This window comes from Ensifer aridi, from assembly GCF_002078505.1.
In the GTDB taxonomy this organism is placed as follows: Bacteria; Pseudomonadota; Alphaproteobacteria; order Rhizobiales; family Rhizobiaceae; genus Sinorhizobium; species Sinorhizobium aridi.
In genome coordinates, this window is the sequence record NZ_LUAV01000035.1 from 136384 (window position 1) to 158538 (window position 22155).

Here is a 22155-nt window from a genome sequence, read left to right on the forward strand (position 1 = left end):
TCGACCGTCCGCCCGATCAACAATGAGTCGGGGCAGTCTGCATCGGGCGATTTGAAGGCGAGTGCCAACATGATGTCGAGATTTTCTCCTTCTTTCACCGTGAGCCAGCCCGTTCTTCTCGCGCTCGGCTTCGCGATCCTGGCAATGATCAGCGGAACATCCGTATGGTTGGTCGCCCAGGCGCGCGGTGATTCCAGGCAGGTGATCTGGACGCTCAACGCCAAGGAAAAACTTCTCAATTTGCAGGGTCAGATCTGGCGCGCTGAAAGCGATCAGCGTGGATTGCTCCTTACCGGAGCCGAACGTTATCGTGATGCCTTTCTCGCCGACGTGGAGGCCGTGAAAAATGCATTGGCTGAAGCCAAGGCAGCGCTATCCAGTCACGTTGGGGAGGAAAGCCGTCTGCCGCTTGTGGCAAAGCTTGATGCGGCCGTAACGGCGGAACTCGCTCTTCTCGAAGAGTCCGTTGCCAAACTGGAAAGCGGCGAGCTCGAGCGTTCCCCCTCTCTTGGAAGTGATGCGCTGGTACAGTCGCGAGCTGAGGACATCAGGACAAATATTGCGCAGCTCGTCCGGCACGAACAGCAGTTGCTGTCACAGGCGATCGGCGCTTCGCAGAGCACGGCGCACCTGCTCCTTGTCGCCAGCCTCTTCGGCGCATCGCTCATCATTGCCCTGGCGGCGACGTCGGTTGCCCTGGTGCGTCACTCGACGAGCCGGCTGAAGACCGCCCAGAGAGCGCTGGAAGAGGCAAACGAGTCCCTGGAAGTCACGGTGGCCAAACGCACTGCCGAACTACGGGAAGCCAACGAGGAAATCCAACACTTTGCCCATATCGTCAGTCACGACCTGCGCTCGCCGCTCGTTAACATCATGGGCTTTACGGGTGAGCTGGAAGTGCTGCGCAAGGAGCTCTTCGGACGCATTTCCTTGCTCAGGGCACGCCTCGAAGTCGACCCGGAACCGGATGAGCGGCTTGCGCAGGAATTTGATGAAGCGCTTGGCTTCATCAAGAACTCGATCGTGCGCATGGATCGGCTGATCAAGGCCATTCTCAAGCTCACGCGCGAGGGCCGCCGCGAGCTCCGCCTGGAACTGATCGATATGACGGATCTGGCCCGAACCGCGGCCGACGGCTTCAGCTACCAGGCCCAGGAGTCCGGAGCCTCAATCACCATCGAGCCCCTGCCGTCCTGCATCGGCGACCGCCTTGCTCTCGAGCAGATTTTCGCCAATCTCCTGGAGAACGCCTTGAAGTACCTGCGCGACGACACGCCTGGCCAGATCCGTGTGACCGGTCGAGCGACGGCGTCGGAGGTCGTCTACGAGGTGAATGACAACGGACGCGGCATCGATCCCAACGACCGCGAACGGATCTTCGAGATATTCCGCCGCTCGGGCCCCCAGGACCGTCCGGGGGAGGGGATTGGCCTCACATATGTACGAACTCTTGTCCGTCGCCTTGGCGGCGCGATTACCGTCCGTTCCGATGCTGGTCGGGGGAGCACCTTCACGGTGACGCTGCCGCGCCACGCGGGCGCTTTGCCGGAGAAAAACCCATGACTACGCACGTCACGATCGTCATGATCGAGGATGATGAGGGCCACGCGCGCCTCATCGAGAAAAATATCAAGCGGGCCGGCGTGCGCAACGACATCGTCGCGTTCCGCGACGGCACGAGCGCGATTGCGTATCTGTTCGGCGGCGATGGCGCGGGCCGCGCGCATGCCCGCCGGGCACTGCTCATACTGCTCGACCTCAACCTGCCGGACATGTCGGGCGTCGACATTCTGAAACGCATCAAGGCAGACGAGCATCTGAAGCGCTCGCCCGTGGTGATTTTGACAACGACGGACGATCAGGACGAGATCAAGCGGTGCTATGATCTTGGCTGCAACGTCTACATCACCAAGCCGGTCGAATATGAAAGCTTCGCCCATTCCATCCGGCAATTGGGGCTCTTTTTCTCGGTTATCCAAGTGGCAGAGAATTCGTGATGGCGCCCATCCGGCTCCTTTACATAGACGACGATCCCGCTCTCCGGCGCCTGGTCAGCAAGGAGTTCGAGCGGCACGGTTATAGCGTCCAGCTCGCAGCGACAGGAGAGGAGGGGCTTCGCCGCTTGCGCGCAGGCGGCATAGATGTGGTGGCGCTCGATCATTACATGCCGGGCCAGGATGGGCTTCAGACGCTCGGTTCCATCCGCGCCGATCCTGATGCGCCGCCGGTGGTCTACGTAACCGGCTCGGACGAGGGTCGTGTGGCAATCGCCGCACTCAAAGCAGGCGCGGCAGACTACGTCATCAAGGATGTCGGTGGCGAGTTTCTCGCACTGTTGCGGGTTGCGATCGAGGGCGCCCTGGCTCAGGCGAAATTGCGGCGCGAGAAGGAGGAGGCGGAAGCGGAGGTCCGCGCCGCGCGGGACCGGTTCGAGTCGCTCGCGGCCGAAAGAGCCGTGCTGCTTCGCGAAGTGAACCATCGGGTCGGCAACAGTCTGCAACTCGTCTCTTCCTTCCTCCTGATGCAAAGCGACGTGAGCCCTGATGCGCACGTGAAGGGGGCTCTCGCCTCCGCCTATGGCCGTGTGCTTGCCATCGCCCAGGTGCACAAGCGCCTCTATACCTCAGACGATGTGCGCACCGTCGCGCTCGACAACTACCTCCGTGCGCTCGTCGCAGATATTGGCGCCTCCGCGGCCGACGACGAGTGGCTCTCGCTTGCGGCGGATCCGGTCGCGATTGACCCGGACCGCGCGGTCGCGGTGGGCGTTATCGTTACCGAACTGATCATCAATGCGATGAAACACGCGTACCCCTCAGGAAAGGGTCCCGTTCGCGTGACTTTGCATGCGCCATCCGGAGGCGACATTCGTCTTTGCGTCGAGGATGATGGCATAGGTAACCGATCGCGGTCCGCAGAGGGTTCCACAGGGCTTGGACAGCTCATCATCGAGGCGATGGCGGTGAAGCTCGGGGCCGTTGTCACCGTCCACGCAAGCGACGGCGGAACGCGGGTCCTTGTCGATTTTTCCGGAGCGGAGGCCACACGAGTGGTGGATTAGCCTGATCCGAGTGGTTGATATCCACTGCTATTCGCCCATCAGTCGGAAAACATCACGTAAATCAAACATCTAGCATCTGGCACACCGTGTGCATCGCCCTTGACAGCCGCGATCGGCAACTTCGACTTACTAGAAGGAAACACGTCATGGCCAGATCTGTAAAAGCCAAGAATTCGCGGGTTCGCCGGTTGACGGCGGCTCTGGCGGCCCTTTCGTCCGTATCCGTCCTGAGCTTGGCGGCGATCGTGATGGAACCCGTCGCCCTGCACCATCCGGCTGCGCAAAGCTGGAATGCTGCTGCGCGGGCGGCGACCGGCCCCGCCCAGCGGCAAACTGCGGCGGAGCCCGATTTTGCCGACATCGTCGAGGGGGTGAAGCCTGCGGTCATTTCCGTGCGGGTTGAGCTTGACGGAACTCAACAGACCGCAGACGACGGTCAGGACGGCTCTCCCGATAGCGGCGGCGGAGGCGGAGTCATGATCGGCCAGGGCTCCGGCTTCTTCATCTCGGCGGACGGCTATGCGGTCACCAACAATCACGTGGTCGATCACGCGAAATCGGTCGAGGTCACGACGAACGACGGCCAGAGCCACAGCGCAAAGGTCGTCGGTACCGATCCGAAAACCGACCTCGCTTTGATCAAGGTCGACGGCAGCGACTTTCCGCATGTCAAATTTGCCGAAGGGCGCCCGCGTGTCGGCAATTGGGTGATCGCGATCGGCAACCCCTACGGCCTGGGCGGCACGGTCACCGCCGGCATTGTCTCCGCTGAGGGACGCGACATCGGCGCCGGGCCCTATGACGACTTCATTCAGATCGACGCACCGATCAACCGCGGCAATTCGGGCGGGCCGGCCTTTGACGTCAATGGCGATGTCATCGGCGTCAACACGGCTATCTTCTCGCCCTCCGGGGGCTCGGTCGGCATCGGCTTCGATATTCCTGCCGACACCGCCAAAGCCGTGATCGCCGAACTGAAGGAAAAGGGCTATGTCACGCGCGGCTGGATCGGCATCCAACAACAGCAGATTACTCCGGATATCGCTGAGAGCCTCGGGCTGAGAGAGGCCAAGGGCGCGCTCGTCGACGAGGCCGAGCCGAAAGGCCCGGCTGAGAAGGCGGGTGTCAAGCCGGGCGATGTCATCACCGCCCTCGACGGCAAAGCGATTACCGACCCGCGCGAATTGGCGCAGAAAATCGCCAAGATCGCGCCAGGCACTTCGGTTAGGTTGAGCGTCCTGCGCGATGGCGCAACGAAGGACATCGCACTGACTCTCGGAACTATGCCTGTCGATCGTCCTCCCGAGGTCGTGGCGGCAAGCGACAGCAGCAGCGCAGCCCAGAACCAGCAAAATCTCGGCATGCTGCTTGCGCCGGCAAGCAAGGTGGCGGGTCCTGGCCAAAAAGGCATGGTCGTCGTCGCCATTGATCCCAACGGTGAGGCCGCCCAGCATGGTCTCACCGTTGGCGACATCATTCTCGACGTCAGCGGCAAGGCTGTGTCGAATGCCAAGGACTTCCGTCAGGACCTTGTCTCGCTTCGCAAGGAAGGCAAGTCTGAGGCGCTGGTACGGCTCCAGTCGGGCGACACGACCCATTTCGTCGCACTGCCACTGCAGCACGTGTAAGCCTGTCGCCGGCACATTCCAGGACGGGCCGAACTCGGCGCCAGTTGCCTGGCACTGACGCCGACTCCAGGGAGCCGCAGCCCGCCGCAAGCGGGCTGCGCCAACCCCTCGCTCTGCGGATCCAGCTGTTTTGGGGACAGCTTTGCGGGGTCATGGGAACCAGGGTCCTTTTCATAGAACGAACGAGGATGATCGCCTCATGTCTCCCTCCCGGAAAAGCGGAGTGCATGGAATGCCTAGCCGGTTTGTCATAGCCATAGTCGCTCTTGTCTGCACCTTGGCGGGGATGGTCGTTTCGCCGGTCTTGGCGAAATTGCCGGCATTGGCGCTGTCGAACATCCATGCCGATGCGAGCGTCGACCCCTCCGGCAGGACCAGTGATCCCGCGCGCAAAGCGACCGGCGGTTCCTCAGGTGCCGCAACGGCCGTCGAGATTGCCGAAGCCAAGACGGAAGCCTTTCCCATCGTCATCAGCACTTTCGCCAACGTTGAGGCGCCCGAAACCGTTGCAATCAGTGCACGCATCTCAAGCCAGATCACGGCCATTCATGTGAAGGACGGGCAGTTGGTGAAAGCCGGCGATCTTCTGTTCTCACTCGATGACCGAGCCTTGCGGGCCGAGCTCAGCCGCGACGAAGCGATTCTGGCAAGAGATTCAGCTTTGCTTTCCGACGCCCAAGTCGAACTGGAGCGTGCAAAAACGCTGCGGGACGACAAGACTGGCACCGAGCAAGCCTACGATACTGCTCTCTCGGCGCAGCGTTCCGCGGATGCTACAGCGAAGGCGGACCAGGCGACGGTTGACTCCGACAAAGTCGCACTCAGCCTGACCAGCATCGTCGCCCCGATAAGCGGCCGCCTCGGTGTGGTGCAGGTGGCGGTCGGGGACCTGGTGGGCGCCGCCGCAAGCGGCTCGCCGACCACCCTCGTCACCATTACGGCTATCGATCCGATCGAGGTCGCTTTCCGTCTGCCGGAAGAACACCTACAGGCGTTCAAGGGCCGGCTCGATACCGGCACCCCGCCTCACGTCACCGCGCGGGTCAGCGGCACGGAAGAGGTGATCGGCGAGGGTGTGCTCGACTTCATCGATTCGGCGGTCGATACGGCCTCGGGCACGGTCATGATGCGGGCCAGGTTCGACAATCGGGAGCAGAAGCTCTGGCCGGGTCAATATCTCGACGTCGACATCGCGGAGAGCACGCTCTCTCATGCGGCCGTCATTCCAGCGGTCGCTATCCAACCGGGCCAGAATGGCTCTTTCGTCTATCGGATCAAAGCAGACGATACGGTGGAGGTGTGCCCGGTCGTCGTGGCGGCCGAGAATGGAGAAAACGCGGCGATCACCTCCGGCCTTTCCGCCGGCGACAGGGTCGTGACGGAAGGTCAGCTGAATCTCCAAGCGGGTGACAAGGTCTCCATAACCAACAAATTCGCAGAGCCTGCAGCGAACGAGACTGGTGATGCGGCGGCTGCATCCGTGAAACCCCCCGCCGCCTAACCTGGAAAACGGTCATGCCGATCTCAGAATTCTGCATTCGCCGCCCAGTCGCTACGCTGCTGATGTCGCTGGCACTCGTGGCCGCGGGCCTCTTTGCCTATACCGCGCTCCCAGTCGCCGCGCTGCCGCGGACCGATTTTCCGGTGATCAACGTGTCCGCGACCCTGCCGGGCGCATCCCCCGAGACCATGGCGACGTCCGTTGCAACGCCGCTCATCAAACAGTTCAACACGATCGCCGGAATCGACAGCATATCGACGACGAACGCGCTCGGTTCGACGTCGATCTCCATCCAGTTCGCACTCAACCGCGATATCGACGCCGCTGCCGCCGACGTCCAGGCTGCCATTACCCGGACACTCCGCATCTTGCCGCAGGACATGCCCTCGCCGCCGAGCTTTCGCAAAGTCAATCCCGCGGATGCGCCGGTACTGCTCCTGGCGCTGAAGAGCGAGACGGTACCGCTCACCAAGCTCGACGCCTTGGCGCAGCAGGTGATCTCGCCGGCGCTTTCGACCCTCGACGGCGTTGCGGAAGTCTCGATCTTCGGCAGCCAGCAATTTGCCGTCCGCATTGAGATCGATCCCGACGCGCTCGCCGCCCGCGGCATCTCGCTCAACGCACTGAAAGCGGCCGTCGCGGCGGCAAACGACAATTCGCCGCTCGGCACGGTCCAGTCGACCGGGCGGCAGATGACGATCATCGCCGACACGCAACTCGATAATGCCGCCGCCTTTTCCAAACTGATCATCAAGAGCGCGGATGGCAAGGTCGTTCGGCTCGGCGACGTGACCAAGGTCATCGACTCGGTCGCGAACATCCAGACCGCAAGCTGGCATGACGGCTCGCGCGCGATCATCCTCGCCGTCCAGCGTCAGCCGGACGCGAATACGGTGGCCGTGGTCGACAAGGTGAAGGCGATGCTGCCGTCCTTCCGCCAGTCCCTGCCGGCGGCGGCGTCGCTGGAAATGCTCAACGACCGTTCGCAGTCGGTGCGCGGCGCCGTCGACGATGTGGAGTTCACCCTTGCCATCACGATCGGCCTGGTCATCCTGGTGATCTTCCTCTTCGTGCGTCGGCTCTGGGCAACGCTCATCCCGGCCTTTGCAGTGCCGATTTCGATCATCGCCACTTTCGCGGTGATGTACCTCTTCGGCTTCTCCATCGACAATATCTCGCTGATGGCACTGACCCTCTCCGTCGGCCTCGTGGTCGACGACGCTATCGTGATGTTGGAAAACATCGTCCGGCATATGGAGGAGAAGGGAAAGGGCGCCTTCGAAGCGGCGATCTCGGCCTCGCGGGAGATCGGCTTCACCATCATCGCGATTTCGCTGTCGCTTGTGGCGGTGTTCATTCCGGTCCTCCTCATGGGCGGCGTCATCGGCCGAATCTTCAACGAGTTCGCGGTGGTCGTCACGATCGCGATCCTCGCCTCCGCATTCGTCTCCCTGACGCTGACGCCGATGCTCGCGGCACGTTTGCCGGAGGCGCCAGCGCATGACGATGAAAGACGTGGCCTCGATGGACTGCTCGAAAGCGGTTTCGAGGCGCTTCTCAGCGGATACGAGCGTTTGCTGACGCTCTGCCTGCGCCATCGCTTCGCAGTCCTGGTCCTGTTCGTCGCGACCATCGGCCTGACGGTATATCAGGTGCGGACGACGCCGAAGGGCTTCTTCCCGCAGGAGGATATCGGTCAGCTTCAGGTGACGACGCAGGCCCGACCGGATATTTCCTTTGCGGTGATGTCGGCATTGCAAGCCAAGGTCGAAGACGTATTCGCCCGCTCGGCCTATGTCGCGCATGTGGCAAGTTCGGTCGGCAACGGCGGCTCGTCGGCGCTGAATTCCGGAAGGCTCTTCGTCGAATTGAAGCCGAAGAGCGAGCGGCCGGCATTGCCCAAGATCCTTTCGGATTTGCGTTCGCAACTTTCTGAGATCGCAGGCATCAGGAGCTACATCACGCCGGTCCAGAATCTTTCCGTCGGTGCGCGCAGCTCCGCCAGCCAATATCAGCTCGTCGTCCAGAGTCTCGATCAGGGCTTGATGAACGAATGGGCGGACAAGCTGACGGAAGCGATGCGCGAGGACCGTGCCTTCTTCACCGATGTCGACAGCGACCTTGAGAACAATGCGCCGCAGGCCCGGCTTGTGATCGACCCCGACAAGGCCGCGGAACTCGGGATTACCGCGGACGTGCTGCGCTCGACCCTCTATGGCGGTTTCGGCTCGGAACAGATTTCGACCATCTACACCTCCGGCGACAGCTACGAGGTGATCATGGAGCTTGATCCGGCGAGGAGCTGGTCTCCGGCCGCACTTGCCGAATTGCAGGTGCCGACCAGCGGCAACACGCTGGTGCCGCTCGGCGCGTTTGCGCGTATCGACAGGACTCCCGGGCCGCTCACCGTCAACCAGCTTGGGCAATTGCCCGCAGTCACCATCTCTTACAACCTGCCCGCAGGAGTGGCGCTCGGCAACAGCGTCGACGAGATCAGCCGCCTGAAGACTGAGATCGGCATGCCGTCGGAGGTTACGACCCGCTATTACGGCACGGCTCAGCTCTTCCAGGATGCCATGTCCAATCAGGTCTGGCTCATCCTCGGAGCGATCCTCACCATCTATATGGTTCTGGGCATGCTTTACGAGAGCTTCATCCATCCGCTGACGATCCTCTCCGGCCTGCCTTCGGCGGCATCGGGAGCGCTGGTGGCGCTCAGCCTCGCCGGCTTCGACCTTTCGATCATCGCCGTCATAGGGCTTCTGATGCTGATCGGCATCGTGAAGAAGAATGCGATCATGATGATCGACGTGGCGCTCTCCTTGCAGCGCACCGGCATGTCTGCCGGAGAGGCTATCCACCGCGCCTGCCTCATGCGCTTCCGGCCGATCATGATGACCTCCCTCGCTGCCCTGATGGGGACGCTGCCGATCGCGCTCGGCAGCGGCGCAAGCGCGGAGTTGCGCCAGCCGCTCGGCGTCGCCGTCGTCGGCGGCCTGCTCGTTTCGCAGCCGCTGACGCTCTTCGTCACACCGGTGATCTATCTCTACATGGAGAAGCTCGCCGACAGGTCAAAACGGTTGTTCAACGCCCGGGTCGAGGCTGTCCGCCCTGCGACGCGGTAAACCACGAATGAGCGACACAAGGACTACTCACCAGGTTTTCTCAAGTAGGGCTGAAGCAAATCAGGTGCGGCTTGCTGGAACCGAGTGGCGGCCGCTCCCGAGCCGCAACCAACACTGTCTTCGGCTATCGGAATTCAGGACTGATCGTTGAGCCAGTCTTGCAACTCCGCCTCGGCTCTCTCCAAAGCGCTGTAGTTCAGCAACTTGCGCAAGAACGCGACGGTCACTGCGCGAGCACGAAGGTTGAATTGGCTGTCGAGGCGATCCTCGGGACTGGCCTGATAAACGTCAAGCTTGTCATAGAGGTGCTGCAATCGATTCTGCACGCTGCGCAGCGACAGATTCCTGCGTTTCGCGATTGCCCGGTCGGTCAGACCGAGCGCGATGTCGACTAGGATTTCATACTCGGAATCGGTGAAGCTGTTGGCGTGCCCGATGCTTTTCTGCTGGAGCCCACGCACTTCGCGATCGATTACGCATTGGCTTTCGACAAAAATCGAACGGAGGGCCAGTTTCAGTCGCTCGTCCGAAGCGGACTTCAACACGTAGCCATAGGCTGCACCATCGGGAACAATGCGCGACACCCCACGCACATAGGCTTCGTCGGAATAGTTCGACCAGAAGAGGATGCGCGTGTCGGGGCGCTCTTTCCATATCGTGCGGGCAGCCTCGATCCCGTTGCGGCCCGTCATCTGCAGATCCATGACAATGTGTGCGGATTTATGATCGCGGGCGAGCTGCTCGCCCGCGATGCCATTCTCCGCTTCGATGACGGTCTCGCACTCGGGGAGCGCCGAGCAGACCGCTTCGTGAAGGTAGGAGCGGTGCAAGGGGTCGTCCTCCACGATCAGAACCTTCATCGCTGCTCCTCCCGCTGAATGGCTGGCCTTTCCACGCTCCGGTGGAGCGGCAACGAAACGGCTACCGTGGTGCCGCGATTGTTGCGCCCGGGGCCGATCGTGAACTTCGCCGAGATGAGCCGCGCACGTGTCTTCATGTTGTCGATTCCGCCGCCGATGCGCCCGCGGTGCCGGGCAATACCGTATCCGTCGTCTGCTATCTCGATCGCGAGCTGCCCGGCCTCGACTTTGAGACGGACGGTGATCGCGAGTGGCTGAGCATGACGCACCGCATTGTTGATAGCTTCCTGGGCGATCCGGAACAGCGCGACGCTGACCGTCGGTTCCAGAGTGTCGAGGGTGCCCGTGGTCTCGTCGACGAGGGCCCATTCAATCGGCGTGGCACTGTCGCGGACCGACCGGTCGAGATGGTTCTCGACGGCCTGGGCGAGACCGAAGAGCTGCAGAATCGACGGTTTCGCCTGCTCGATGATCTGTCTCAGATCCTGCATGCAGTGCTGGAGCCCGCGCGATACCGGCTCGAGCGCTTCGCCGGTCAACTCGCCGGAGCGCGCCAGCCGGTCGATGCGACGCGAGAGGCGGGTGAGGTCAGCGAGCGTCTGATCGTGGAGGTCCATGCCGATGCGCTGCCGCTCCTGCTCAAGCGCCTCGGTCAACTTCAACGCCCCCTGCCGCAAGCCTTCCTCGCGTGCCCGTGCTTCTGCCTCCACGATCGCCGATTGCTGCGCCTGTTCGGCGGCGCGCAGCGCAAAGAAATAGGGCGCCAGGAGGTCGGCGATGATGCGCGCGCGGTCGACATCCTCCAGGGCATAGAGGCCCGGCGTCTGCGACGAACAACTCAGCGCCCCGATGATTGCTCCCTGGACCTTCAGCGGCACGTGCACGCGACTGCGCAGCGACTGCTCGATGATCGGCCGCTTGAAGGCACCCTCGAAGTGGAAGCGCGGATCGTTGACGGCATCATCCGTCAGCAGATGGTCCACCTCGCCCCAGAGCAGGGTACGTATCGGACTGTTGGCGACCGGCGCCGATGCGACATTTCCCCAGGCGGTGTCCATGCCGGTTTCGTAGGCCGTGTGGTAATTGCCGTCGACCATCAGCATGCAAACGTCGAGATGGTCGTGTGGGATGATGTGCGCAATCTCGGCCGCGACCGCACGGATAGCGGAACGGAAATCGAGCTGGCCGGCTAGCAGCCGCGAAATACCGAGATAATGATCGACCAGTGCGGCCGGCGCCAGATGCGGCATGTCCGCAGTTCCTCCCGCGATCGCTTCCGTGCTCCTCCAAGTCGCGATCGTCTGCCCAGTTAAGCGCCCGAGACGGCCTCGCGTCTTGCGTAAACCCGCATCCCCTCGTGCAAAACCCGCAAACGTCTTGCCTTGTGCCGCCTGTACAGCCGCCCCGTTCTCGCTCATCCTGCCCTTGCTGAGAGGAGGAAGCTCAGTGCGTGTTCCCTTAAACCGTAGCCGGTTTGAGGGAAAGAACATGCAGCAATTCAAAATGCTCAGCGACCTTCGTGCGTCTGAAAGACGCACTGGGCTGTAGTGCAAGCATTAATTTCAGCCGCGCGCGAACAGCCGCGGCAATGAAGCGATCCGATCGAAGGACGGATTCGAAGGGAGGAGACATGACAATTCGTAAGATGCTTATGGCGTCTGTCGCCGTCGCGTGCGCAGCCATGCCGGTATCGGCTATCGCCGACACATCGGGCAAGAAGATTGCCCTTTCCAACAATTATGCCGGCAACTCGTGGCGGCAGGCCATGCTGACGAGCTGGAACAAGGTGACGGGCGAGGCGGTCAAATCCGGTGTCGTTGCTGCCGCCGACGCTTTCACGACGGCCGAGAACCAGGCGACCGAGCAGGCCGCGCAGATCCAGAACATGATCCTGCAGGGCTATGACGCGATCGTCCTCAACGCCGCGTCTCCGACCGCGCTCAACGGTGCGGTGAAAGAGGCGTGCGACGCGGGGATCACGGTCGTCTCCTTCGACGGCATCGTGACCGAGCCCTGCGCCTGGCGCATCGCCGTCGACTTCAAGGAAATGGGCCGCAGCCAGGTCGAATATCTCTCGAAGAAGCTGCCGCAGGGCGGCAATCTGCTCGAGATTCGCGGCCTTGCCGGTGTTTTCGTCGACGACGAGATCTCGGCCGGCATCCACGAGGGCGTCAAGCAGTTCCCACAGTTCAAGATCGTCGGCTCCGTTCATGGCGACTGGGCACAGGACGTCGCGCAGAAGGCAGTCGCGGGCATTCTGCCGAGCCTGCCGGAGATCGCAGGCGTCGTGACGCAGGGCGGCGACGGATACGGCGCGGCGCAGGCAATTGCGGCCGCAAAGCGGCCGATGCCGGTGATCGTCATGGGCAACCGCGAAGACGAGCTAAAATGGTGGAAGGAGCAGAAGGACGCGAGCGGCTACGAGACCATGTCCGTCTCCATCGCCCCCGGCGTCTCGACGCTCGCTTTCTGGGTCGCGCAGCAGATTCTCGACGGCAAGGAAGTAAAGAAGGACCTCGTGGTGCCGTTCCTGCGCATCGACCAGGCCAACCTCGAAGAGAACCTTGCCAACACCCAGGCTGGCGGCGTCGCCAACGTCGAGTATACGCAGGAAGACGCGATCAAGGTCATCGAAGCGGCCAAGTAAGGGTGCCTCGCATGCCGCGCGGCGCTGTAGGGCCGCGCGGCGAATTTTCTTGGAGCAAGCCGACATCAATGACAGGTGATAAGCCGAAGGCGATCGTCGAGGTCGCGGACGCCAAGGTCAGTTTCGGAGCGGTCAAGGCGCTCGACGGCGTGACGCTCGCCATCAGGCCCGGCGAATGCGTGGGCCTGGTCGGCCATAATGGCGCCGGTAAATCGACGATCGTGAGCGTCATCAATGGCGGACTGACGCCGCATCAGGGCAGTATTTCGGCCGACGGCGACATCCTGGCGCACTACGGCATTAATGCCGCCCGGGAGCGCGGCGTGCGTTGCGTCTTCCAGGAACTGTCGCTCTGCCCCAATCTAACCGTCGTCGAGAATACCCGCATCCTGCACCGTCATCTCGGCGGCTTCGGCTGGCGAAAACGTGCCAAGGAGGTGATCGAGCGGAGTCTCGATGCGGTTTTCCCAGGACATGGAATAGCCAGCGACAGGAGTGTCGGCGAACTTTCGATCGCCGAGCGGCAGATGGTCGAGATCGCCATGGCCTTCTCCGATGCCGGTGTCGCGCCGCGGCTCGTCATCCTGGACGAGCCGACCTCCTCCCTCGACGCCAGCCTTGCGGAGCAGATGCTCACCTATGTCCGCCACTTCGTCGCCGCCGGCGGATCGGTCATCCTGATCTCGCACATCCTGAATGAGATCCTGTCGACGGCGAGCCGCATCGTGGTCATGAAGGACGGTCGCATCGTCGCCGACAGGCCTGCCGCGGATTGGACCGATCAAAGCCTTGTTGAAGCCATGGGTAGTGTGGTGAAAGGCGAGGCGCATCGCCGCGCGACCCGCGATCTCGCCGCCGCTCCCGTCGTTATCGAGCAGGGCGGCCGCGGCATGCCGTTCCGTGCGAAGCGCGGTGAGATCGTCGGGCTTGCCGGGCTCGCCGGCCACGGCCAGACGCGCATGCTGATGAAACTTCATGCCGCCAAAACTAGCGACTGGCTGCCGCGCCGCGACCTTGCCGTGACCTTCGTGGCGGGGGACCGGCGCTTGAACGGCGTCTTTGAACTCTGGAGCATCCTGAAAAATCTCTCGATCGGCTCGCTCGGTGATCTCGCCAAGCGCGGGGTCGTGAATGCGGCGGCCGAGGCGGAGCGAGGCGCCGACTGGAAGCGCCGCATCGACATACGGACCCAGGATCTCGCCAATCGCATCCTGTCGCTCTCGGGCGGCAATCAGCAGAAGGTGCTGTTCGCCCGGGCGCTCTCGACGCGCGCCCCGGTGGTGCTGATGGATGATCCGATGCGCGGCGTCGACGTCGGCACGAAGCAGGAGGTCTACGAAATCGTGCGCCAGCAGGCCGCGGGCGGCCGGACTTTCGTCTGGTATTCGACGGAGATGGAGGAGGTCTGCCTCTGCGACCGCGTCTATGTTTTCCGGGAGGGCGCAATCGTCGCGGAACTCGCGGGTGGTGCCGTCACCGAGGAGAATATTCTCGCCGCCTCGTTCCGGGGAGCAGAGGCATGAGGCTGACGATTTCCGCGGACGCGATCCGGCTGGCGATCCCAGCCCTTTCGCTGACCATGCTGCTTGCCGCCGTGTTCTGGCTGCAGCCGCGCGCGATGAGCTATGTCGGGCTCAACCTCCTCTTTAATCTCGCCGTTCCGATCGCGCTCGCGACGATCGCGCAGATGCTCATCATGGCGGTCAACGACCTCGACCTTTCGATGGGCACGTTCGTCAGCTTCGTCGCCTGTGTCACGGCAACCTTCCTGCGAGACGCGCCGATGATCGGAGCGCTCATCCTTGCCGGAGTAGTCATGGTCTACGCCGTGCTCGGCGTCGTCATCCACCTGCGCAATCTTCCTTCGATCGTCGTGTCGCTGGGGATGAGCTTTGTCTGGGCCGGCCTCGCCGTCCTTCTGCTGCCGGCACCCGGCGGGCAGGCGCCGGACTGGGTGCGCGCGCTGATGACGATGAAGCCGCCCTTTGCCCCGATGGCGATCGTCGTAAGCGTCGCCATCGCCGCCGCCGCCCATCTTCTCGTCATGCGCTCCTCGCTCGGGGTACTGATCCGCGGCGTCGGCGGCAATGAGCGTTCGGTCGAACGGGCCGGCTGGTCGGTGCTTGCCGCCCGGGCGGCGGCTTACGGTCTTGCCGGCTTCTTCGCGGTTCTCGCCGGCATCGCGCTCGTCGGGCTTACCACCTCGGCGGACGCAAATATCGCGCTTCGATACACGCTGCTTTCGATCGCCGGCGTGATCCTCGGCGGCGGAGAATTCATCGGCGGGCGCGTTTCGCCGGTCGGTGCCGTGATCGGCGCCCTGACGCTGACGCTTGCCGGCTCGTTCCTGTCGTTCCTGCGCATCTCGCCCGACTGGCAGATCGGCGCACAGGGGGCGATCCTCATCATCGTGCTGGCGCTGCGCTTGCTGCTCAACAGGGTCGAGAAACGGGAGAAGGGCCGATGAGGATGCTTGATCGCGTGTCCCGCAGTCCGTGGATCTGGTCGTGGCTCGCTGCCTTCGTCGTCTGGTTCGCCACTATCATGGTGACGGGCGGCGCAAGCACGCTCGACCTCTCCCAGGCAGCGCTCACCTTCGCCGCCTTCTCGATCATCGTCGGCATCGGCCAAATGTTCGTCATTACACTTGGCCCCGGCAATGTCGACCTTTCGGTCCCGTCCACGATGACGCTTGCGGGAACGGTGGCGCTGAAGCTCATGGACGTGGACAATGCGATGATCGTACCGGGACTGGTCGTCGCCGTGCTGATCGGCATAGGAGTGGGAATGCTGAACTATGCCCTTATAAAGGCACTGCGCATCCCGCCGATCATCGCGACACTGTCGGTGAGCTTCATCGTCCAGTCGGCTGCGATCTGGACCAATCGCGGCTTGCGCATCAAGCCGCCGAGCTTCCTTGCGGACTTCACGACTGCCAATAGTTTCGGGCTTCCCAACGTCGCTATCATTGCTCTCATCATCTCGATCTTCGCCTGGTTCCTGCTCGAGAAGACCGTCTACGGGCGCTGGATTTCTGCGATCGGGCAGAGTACGCCGGCGGCGAAGATGGCAGGCATTCCGGTCGACGGCACCCGCTTCGTCACCTACGTCTTCTGCGCCGTGCTTGCCTCGCTGGCCGGGTATCTGCTCGCCTGTTTCTCCGGCGGCGCGGCGCTCAACATGGGTTCCGAATACCTGTTGATGTCGATCGCCGTTGTCGTCCTCGGCGGTACGGCGGTCGCGGGCGGCGATTCCAACGTGCCGGGCATATGGGGTGCCTCGCTCTTCATGTTCCTGGTCGTTTCCATGCTCAACACTTACGGGCTCGGCGCGGGCATCCGCCTGATCATGACCGGCCTCATCATCATCAGCGTCATCATGCTGGCAGGCGGTCGCCAGCCGGGTGCGCGCTAGCGGGATAAAGAAAGCACCATTCATGGCCAAGAACCCGATCTACCAGATTCATGACCCGCGCTTCGCCCGAATGATCGTCGGCAGTGCCCGCCTCGAGGAGCTCTATACCGGCTGCCGTTGGGCCGAGGGCCCTGTCTGGTTCAGCGATGCCAACCAGCTCCTCTGGAGCGACATCCCGAACCAGAGGATGCTGCGCTGGACGCCGGAGGGTGGCGTCTCCGTCTTCCGCCAGCCTTCGAATTTCGCCAACGGCCATACGCGCGACCGCCAAGGGCGCTTGATCTCTTGCGAGCATGGGACGCGGCGGGTGACCCGCACGGAGATGGACGGCTCGATCACGGTGCTTGCGGAAAGTTACCAGAGCAAAAGACTCAATTCACCGAACGACGTCGTCGTCCGATCGGATGGAACGATCTGGTTCACCGATCCGACCTACGGCATTCTCTCCGACTACGAGGGTTATCGTGCCGAGCCGGAACAGGAGACCCGCAACGTCTACCGGCTTGATCCGCAGATCGGCGAGCTCGAAGCCGTCGTCACCGACTTCAACCAGCCGAACGGCCTCGCCTTCTCTCCCGACGAGAAGATCCTCTATGTCGCGGACTCCGGCGCGAGTCATGACGAGGGCCTGCCGCGCCACATCCGTGCCTTCGACGTTGCCTCTGGCGGGCTCGCCAACGGCCGCGTCTTCGCGACGATCGACAACGGCATTCCGGATGGCATCCGGACGGATATGGCGGGAAATCTCTGGTCGAGCGCCGGCGACGGCGTCCACTGCTTTGCCCCGGACGGCACGCTCCTTGGCAAGATCCTCGTGCCGCAGACGGTTGCAAACCTCACGTTCGGCGGGCCGCGCCGCAATCGCCTCTTCATCGCTGCGACCACCTCGCTCTACTCGATCTATGTCACGGCGACCGGTGCCCAAATGCCGTGAGAATTCGCCAGTGGAACACTGAGCGGGTGAATGCGTCGCGCATCCCGGCTAAACGCTGCCCTGGCCGCTGCATCGTAGCGGAGTGTCGCTCGACGTTTTCGCTTACGAAGCTATCTACCTCCTGAGCAGCGGGACGCCTTTTAGTCCCGCACTTGCCGCTCCGTGGCCATTGATCGGAGGGAGAGCCGATATGCTGTTCCGTCCTGCGAAAGCTCTCGCCGTAGCCATCATGCTCCTTGGCTTGCCGGCGTTGGCTGACGAGACCGTGCGGATATCGGGTTGGGGCGGGTCCGAGGTCGCCATTGTCAATGGCTTGTTGACCAACGTTCTTGCCGAAAAGCTCGCGAAAGAGGGCATCACGGTGAAGTACGAGCCCGTTGATGGCGACTTTTCGCAATTCATCATCAACGGCCTGTCGGCGGGCACCGCTCCGGACCTTTTTTACGTCGATGTCTTCTGGGCGCGCTCCATATTCAGCGCCGGTCAAGCGGCCCCCGTGACACAGGACGTTTCTGGTTTTTCAGCCAATCTCCTCGAGGCCTTCACCTATGACGGGAAGCTTTATGCCATCCCAAAGGACTTCAACACGCTGGCCGTCCATTTCAACAAAGACATCTTCGACGATGCGGGGGTTGCCTATCCGAGCGACGACGATACGTGGACGACCCTGCAGGAGAAACTGGTAGCCGTGCACACGGCTCTTCCGGAGGTCGATGGCCTCTGCATCGTTCCGGAATATGCCCGGTTCGGCGCGTTTGCATTGTCGACAGGCTGGTCCCCTTTCGATCGTCAGGGAAAAACCGTGCTCGACGAGCGTTTTCGTCGGGCTTTCGATTTCTACACCGGGCTCGTGAAGTCCGGGGCTGCCGTCATGGCCGCCGACGCAGGTCAAAGCTGGACCGGCGGTTGCTTGGCGTCCGAGCGGGCTGCCATAGCGATCGAGGGTGCCTGGATCATCAGCGCCCTGCGCGATAGTGCTCCCAATATGAATCTCGGCACTGTCCGGATGCCGAAAGACCCTGAAAGCGGCAAACGAGGCAATATCGTTTTCACCGTCGGCTGGGCGGTCAACGCGGCCTCGAAGGTCAGTAGGGCTGCTGCAAAAGTCGCCGCGCTCCTCACCACAGAGGAGGCCCAGCAATGGGTTTTGGAGCAGGGGTTGGCCCTCCCGAGCCGGACGGGTCTCGCTGACAACCCTTGGCTGCGGGGCGGCCAGCCCGAACAGATGACAAGCCGAGTAGTTCTCGAGGGCCTGTCGGACGATCACGTCACGCCGTATTTCTTCGGAGACGTCGGGGGAAGTTGGATGCAGCCCATTAATGCTGCGCTCAATTCTGTGATCCTCGGGGAGGCGGATGCAGACACAGCTTTGGCATCCGCACAAAGCGCCTTTGACCGGATGCTCGCAAAATAAGGCTGAATTGATCTCGGGTCGAGCGGTTAGAGAACGCGTGAAGCAGGGCACCCGTGGGAGGACATGCATGTCGCGAGTTAGTTCAGACGAGAGGAGTGGCTGGCTTTTCGTGTTGCCCTTCACAATCTCGATGACGCTGTTTTTCGTCTACGCGATTGTCCGAACAGCTTACTACAGCTTTACCGAATACGACTTGTTCACGGCTCCGAGCTTCGTCGGGCTGTCCAATTACACTACACTCGTCTCCGATGAACTTTTCCTCATCGCCCTGCGCAACACGATCGGCTTCTCGCTCATCGTCACGACGGTCCAGACCGTGCTTGCGCTTGCCCTTGCGGTTCTCGTGAACCACGCCGTCCGGGTGAGGGGACTCGTTCGGACGGTGTTTTACCTGCCATCCATAATGTCCAGTGCGGCCATGACGCTCATCTTTCTCTGGCTCTTTCAGAGAGATGGTTTCATGACCGCGATCGTCAGCACTGTGCTAGCCTATCGCCGGCACATGCTTTTGTTCTTCGTGGGCATGGCTGCATTGCAGGGCGCACTCGTTCTCAACGCGCGGCGGAGCTACGAAGGCGTTTCGATCTTCGATCCCTTCTTTCTGCTCGCAGCGGCCTTCGGCGCGCTGGCGCTTATCGTTGCCTGTGCGCTTGCGGGACTGCTGCCTGTTTTCGATAACGATCTGCTGATCTCCTGGCTCAATACCCAGCGGCATTTTCTTTTCATGCCGGTCACGCTGTGGTCCGTCGCGTTGATGAATATCTTCACGACGGTCCCGACCCTGATGCTGTTGTTCCTGGCGGGGCTACAGTCAATCCCGAGCGCGTTATACGACGCGGCCGAGATCGACGGAGCCAACGCTTTCCAGCGATTTCGCCACATAACCGTGCCGGCGCTGAGGCCGGTGACCTTTGCCGTCGTCACGATGGGCGTCATCGGTACCCTGCAGATGTTCGATCAGGTCGCGATTCTGGGGGATGCGGCGCCACTCGCAAGTAGAGTAACGCTTGCCTACTACGTTTATGAGAGTGCCTTTCCGGCAGGCGCCTCTTCGAGGATCGGCATGGCAAGTGCTGCGGCGCTCGTTCTTGGCATTCTCACAATTGCTGTCGTCTACGCTCAAAAATCGGTCGGTGTGAAGGAAAGGGCCGAATGATGGCGAGGCTAACCGCTGCCGAGGCCGTGCCGTCGCGCCGCCGCCTGCCGGCTAGCGCGCTTCGCCGCCGCCAGCTTGCGGTAAGCGCGTGGTTGTATCTGACCTTTCTGGCCGTCGCGACCATACTGGCGGGGACATTCGTTCTTGCCTTCATGGCGAGCCTGAAGGTCGACCCATTGGAAAGACCGTTCCGTCTCTATTTCGACCAGCTCAACCCGGCCGCATGGATCGCCGCCGCCCGTTTGGGGCAGGAGGGCGCGGGTGATGCTTTGTGGGGAGGGTTTTCTCCTGGCGCCAAAGTTGACTTCAGTGTCACTTACGCAGCGCCCGTCGGCACCACCATCGTCGAACCGAACGCCGAGATTCCTCGTCGCCGCCCGGGCTCGGGCATCGCCGCTGCGCTCATGCGGGATTATGCCGCGGATTATGCGTCGATTGCGCTGAAGAGTTCCAGTTCGGCAGTGATGCAGGTTCGTGACGAGGAGACGGGAGTTTGGGAGGAGTGGCAGACGCGGACATTCGTCTATGAGATCACCTACCGCACCGACCGCCGGAACGGGCCCTGGATCGAACGCACGCCCCTCAATCTGACCGCTCCGCCCTCTCAAACGCTTATCGACAGTCCGATTTCGCCATCGCGATCCGAGCGTCGCGGACGCCTGCTGAGTTGGGACAACATCACACCAGGTGCTCTCGGGTTGATCTTCAACAACTACCGGCGGGTGATAAAGGAGACGGCTGACCTGCAGACCGGGAAAAGCCTGTTTGGAAGCTGGCTGGTCAATAGTCTTGCCATCGCCATCGGGCGCCTGGTCCTGACGCTCGTTGTCGCCAGCCTTGCCGGGTATGCGCTTGCGCGGCTCGACTTCAGGGGCAGCCGCTTACTGTTCGCTGCATTGCTCTTCTCAATGACGATTCCGGCGCAAGTGACCTTCGTGTCGAACTATCTCATCTTCAGGGATCTGTCGCTTTTGAACACCCCCTGGAGCGTAATCGTCGTCTTCGTCGCCTCAGCCAATGTCCTGTTGATGAAGCAGTTTTTCGAGGGGTTTCCAAGAGAGATAGAGGAAGCTGCAATCGTCGACGGCGCCAACCGCTTTCAAGTGTTCTTGAAGATCGTTGTGCCAAACGCAAAGCCGGCTTTGTTGGTCAATGCGATTCTCGCCTTTCAAGGCGCCTGGAACGACTTCTTTTGGCCACTCGTGCTTATCACCAGCCCGCCCGAAGCGCTGACGGTCCAAGTCGGGCTTCTCAGCCTGCGCCGTTCCTACGGGGGCGCGCAGGGCGATTGGGGACTTGTTCTTGCAGGAGCGTTCATCTCGATCGTGCCGGTCGTTATCCTTTTCGTGCTCTTCCAGCGACACATCGTCTCCACCCAAGTCACCAAGGGCATCACGTAGCACTACGACCCAAAGCGGCCCTTTGTTGGTGTCCTCGTTCTGTGCCGGAAGCGCTCCTCGCCAAAGTAGTCTATGACGCCTCGAGTTGGCTGAACCGAACCGGGATGAGTTTCCGCTCCTCAACTTGTCCTTGCTCATCCTTGTCGATGACGGTCAGCACCTGTTCTTCAGATCCCAGAGGAAGAACCATGCGGCCCATTGGCTTGAGTTGCTCAAGCAAAGCGGGTGGCGCCTCCTCGGCCGCGGCGGTGACCAGGATCTTGTCGAATGGCGCGTGCTCGAGCCATCCGCGAGACCCGTCGCCGACACGAATGCCGACATTTGACATGCCGAAGCCCTGCAGGAGAGCCTCGGCATGGCTTGCGAACTCTTCGATGATTTCGACGCTCCAAACTTGCCCGGCGAGTTGCGCGAGAATTGCGGTTTGGTAACCCAGACCGGTGCCGATTTCGAGCACTGCCTCATGCGGTTGGGGAGCAAGGAGATCGGTCATGAGGGCGACCATGAAGGGCTGCGACACGGTCTTATCGAAGCCGATCGGCAGCGGCATGTCCTGGTAGGCAAACGGCGCGACCGGAGCCGGCACGAAGAGGTGCCGGGGCACCCGCAGCATCGCCGCCATCACCCTTTCATCGAGCGCTGCTTTACCGAGTTCTTCGCTTGCAAGGTCGGCATAGATCGCAATCACCTCGACCATGTGCCTGCGCAGAACTCCGAGGTGCTTTTCGTTCATTGCCTTCATGGGGGTGGGCTTTCCTAAGCCGGTTGGCCGCCAGAGAGACCTCTCAACATTAAAGGGGCACGGACATGCGATGGCAAGATCAAAAAGCGAACGATGGCGCCTCATGAGCAAGGTCACGGCGCCCGCGCGGCTTAAGTCGTGCAAGAAAGCGGACACCGCTGTGGATGTCGAGAAGGATGACAGCCACGGCAGCATTATTGGCCGATCGGCTAATGATGCACCTTATCGTTAAAACAGAGGCTCTGGCTCGTCATCACGACGACCGGTCCCGAC

General features: G+C 61.9%; 16 protein-coding genes and 1 pseudogene. 14 read left to right on the forward strand and 3 right to left on the reverse strand.

Annotation, left to right across the window (positions count from 1 at the left end; genetic code table 11):
- Nucleotides 1–69 precede the first annotated feature (69 nt).
- From AYK65_RS26660 to AYK65_RS26685, 6 genes and pseudogenes are all read left to right on the forward strand, one after another.
- Nucleotides 70–1597, forward strand: a pseudogene (locus tag AYK65_RS26660) (sensor histidine kinase).
- Nucleotides 1560–1997, forward strand: a complete 438-nt coding sequence (locus AYK65_RS26665; protein ID WP_026614887.1) for a response regulator — start codon at nt 1560–1562, stop codon at nt 1995–1997. Before AYK65_RS26660 ends, AYK65_RS26665 begins: the two are co-directional and overlap by 38 nt.
- Nucleotides 1997–3061, forward strand: a complete 1065-nt coding sequence (locus AYK65_RS26670) for a sensor histidine kinase (protein ID WP_081162144.1) — start codon at nt 1997–1999, stop codon at nt 3059–3061. The genes AYK65_RS26665 and AYK65_RS26670 overlap by 1 nt, the downstream gene beginning before the upstream one ends.
- A gap of 146 nt (nt 3062–3207) precedes the next feature.
- Nucleotides 3208–4689, forward strand: a complete 1482-nt coding sequence (locus AYK65_RS26675; protein WP_081162147.1) for a trypsin-like peptidase domain-containing protein — start codon at nt 3208–3210, stop codon at nt 4687–4689.
- A gap of 232 nt (nt 4690–4921) precedes the next feature.
- A complete protein-coding gene (locus AYK65_RS26680) occupies nt 4922–6190 on the forward strand; it encodes an efflux RND transporter periplasmic adaptor subunit (RefSeq protein WP_081162149.1) in 1269 nt (422 codons plus the stop codon).
- 14 nt (nt 6191–6204) lie between these two features.
- The gene (locus tag AYK65_RS26685) at nt 6205–9315 is read left to right on the forward strand and encodes an efflux RND transporter permease subunit (protein WP_081162151.1); all 3111 of its coding nucleotides are present in this window, start codon (nt 6205–6207) and stop codon (nt 9313–9315) included.
- Between the two features lie 134 nt (nt 9316–9449).
- Here the strand turns inward: AYK65_RS26685 and AYK65_RS26690 are convergent, their stop codons facing one another.
- Both AYK65_RS26690 and AYK65_RS26695 read right to left on the reverse strand, forming a co-directional pair.
- A complete protein-coding gene (locus AYK65_RS26690; RefSeq protein ID WP_026614890.1) occupies nt 9450–10175 on the reverse strand; it encodes a response regulator transcription factor in 726 nt (241 codons plus the stop codon).
- Nucleotides 10172–11425 carry a GAF domain-containing sensor histidine kinase gene (locus AYK65_RS26695; RefSeq protein WP_081162154.1) on the reverse strand — a complete coding sequence of 418 codons (1254 nt, stop codon included), beginning with the start codon at nt 11423–11425 and terminating at the stop codon, nt 10172–10174. The genes AYK65_RS26690 and AYK65_RS26695 overlap by 4 nt, the downstream gene beginning before the upstream one ends.
- A 380-nt stretch (nt 11426–11805) precedes the next feature.
- Between AYK65_RS26695 and AYK65_RS26700 the strand changes: the two genes are divergently transcribed.
- The 8 genes from AYK65_RS26700 (at nt 11806) to AYK65_RS26735 (ending at nt 21140) form a co-directional block, all read left to right on the forward strand.
- Nucleotides 11806–12822: an ABC transporter substrate-binding protein gene (locus AYK65_RS26700; RefSeq protein ID WP_081162156.1), complete on the forward strand. Its 1017-nt coding sequence runs from the start codon at nt 11806–11808 to the stop codon at nt 12820–12822.
- 68 nt (nt 12823–12890) lie between these two features.
- Nucleotides 12891–14345, forward strand: coding sequence for a sugar ABC transporter ATP-binding protein (locus AYK65_RS26705; protein ID WP_081162158.1), 1455 nt, complete (start codon nt 12891–12893; stop codon nt 14343–14345).
- Nucleotides 14342–15289, forward strand: coding sequence for an ABC transporter permease (locus tag AYK65_RS26710; protein WP_026614894.1), 948 nt, complete (start codon nt 14342–14344; stop codon nt 15287–15289). The genes AYK65_RS26705 and AYK65_RS26710 overlap by 4 nt, the downstream gene beginning before the upstream one ends.
- Entirely contained in the window at nt 15286–16236 is a 951-nt protein-coding gene (locus tag AYK65_RS26715; protein ID WP_081162159.1) for an ABC transporter permease, read from the forward strand. The genes AYK65_RS26710 and AYK65_RS26715 overlap by 4 nt, the downstream gene beginning before the upstream one ends.
- Nucleotides 16237–16258: 22 nt before the next feature.
- Nucleotides 16259–17170: an SMP-30/gluconolactonase/LRE family protein gene (locus tag AYK65_RS26720; RefSeq protein WP_081162161.1), complete on the forward strand. Its 912-nt coding sequence runs from the start codon at nt 16259–16261 to the stop codon at nt 17168–17170.
- Nucleotides 17171–17360: 190 nt separating this feature from the next.
- Nucleotides 17361–18584, forward strand: coding sequence for an extracellular solute-binding protein (locus tag AYK65_RS26725; RefSeq protein WP_081162163.1), 1224 nt, complete (start codon nt 17361–17363; stop codon nt 18582–18584).
- A gap of 67 nt (nt 18585–18651) precedes the next feature.
- Nucleotides 18652–19740 carry a carbohydrate ABC transporter permease gene (locus AYK65_RS26730; protein WP_081162166.1) on the forward strand — a complete coding sequence of 363 codons (1089 nt, stop codon included), beginning with the start codon at nt 18652–18654 and terminating at the stop codon, nt 19738–19740.
- Entirely contained in the window at nt 19737–21140 is a 1404-nt protein-coding gene (locus tag AYK65_RS26735; protein ID WP_081162168.1) for a carbohydrate ABC transporter permease, read from the forward strand. Before AYK65_RS26730 ends, AYK65_RS26735 begins: the two co-directional genes overlap by 4 nt.
- Before the next feature lie 70 nt (nt 21141–21210).
- Here AYK65_RS26735 and AYK65_RS26740 read toward each other — a convergent pair whose 3' ends face one another.
- Entirely contained in the window at nt 21211–21882 is a 672-nt protein-coding gene (locus AYK65_RS26740) for a protein-L-isoaspartate(D-aspartate) O-methyltransferase (protein WP_081162170.1), read from the reverse strand.
- Between the last annotated feature and the right edge of the window lie 273 nt (nt 21883–22155).

Bases quoted from the DNA above. Each gene is read 5' to 3' on its own strand.
- AYK65_RS26730 (WP_081162166.1), top strand. From the start codon at position 18,652: ATGTCGCGAGTTAGTTCAGACGAGAGGAGTGGCTGGCTTTTCGTGTTG.
- AYK65_RS26665 (WP_026614887.1), top strand. From the start codon at position 1,560: ATGACTACGCACGTCACGATCGTCATGATCGAGGATGATGAGGGCCAC.
- AYK65_RS26675 (WP_081162147.1), top strand. From the start codon at position 3,208: ATGGCCAGATCTGTAAAAGCCAAGAATTCGCGGGTTCGCCGGTTGACG.
- AYK65_RS26725 (WP_081162163.1), top strand. From the start codon at position 17,361: ATGCTGTTCCGTCCTGCGAAAGCTCTCGCCGTAGCCATCATGCTCCTT.
- AYK65_RS26705 (WP_081162158.1), top strand. From the start codon at position 12,891: ATGACAGGTGATAAGCCGAAGGCGATCGTCGAGGTCGCGGACGCCAAG.
- AYK65_RS26700 (WP_081162156.1), top strand. From the start codon at position 11,806: ATGACAATTCGTAAGATGCTTATGGCGTCTGTCGCCGTCGCGTGCGCA.
- AYK65_RS26695 (WP_081162154.1), bottom strand. From the start codon at position 11,425: ATGCCGCATCTGGCGCCGGCCGCACTGGTCGATCATTATCTCGGTATT.
- AYK65_RS26690 (WP_026614890.1), bottom strand. From the start codon at position 10,175: ATGAAGGTTCTGATCGTGGAGGACGACCCCTTGCACCGCTCCTACCTT.
- AYK65_RS26735 (WP_081162168.1), top strand. From the start codon at position 19,737: ATGATGGCGAGGCTAACCGCTGCCGAGGCCGTGCCGTCGCGCCGCCGC.
- AYK65_RS26740 (WP_081162170.1), bottom strand. From the start codon at position 21,882: ATGAAGGCAATGAACGAAAAGCACCTCGGAGTTCTGCGCAGGCACATG.
- AYK65_RS26715 (WP_081162159.1), top strand. From the start codon at position 15,286: ATGAGGATGCTTGATCGCGTGTCCCGCAGTCCGTGGATCTGGTCGTGG.
- AYK65_RS26680 (WP_081162149.1), top strand. From the start codon at position 4,922: ATGCCTAGCCGGTTTGTCATAGCCATAGTCGCTCTTGTCTGCACCTTG.
- AYK65_RS26710 (WP_026614894.1), top strand. From the start codon at position 14,342: ATGAGGCTGACGATTTCCGCGGACGCGATCCGGCTGGCGATCCCAGCC.
- AYK65_RS26685 (WP_081162151.1), top strand. From the start codon at position 6,205: ATGCCGATCTCAGAATTCTGCATTCGCCGCCCAGTCGCTACGCTGCTG.
- AYK65_RS26670 (WP_081162144.1), top strand. From the start codon at position 1,997: ATGGCGCCCATCCGGCTCCTTTACATAGACGACGATCCCGCTCTCCGG.
- AYK65_RS26720 (WP_081162161.1), top strand. From the start codon at position 16,259: ATGGCCAAGAACCCGATCTACCAGATTCATGACCCGCGCTTCGCCCGA.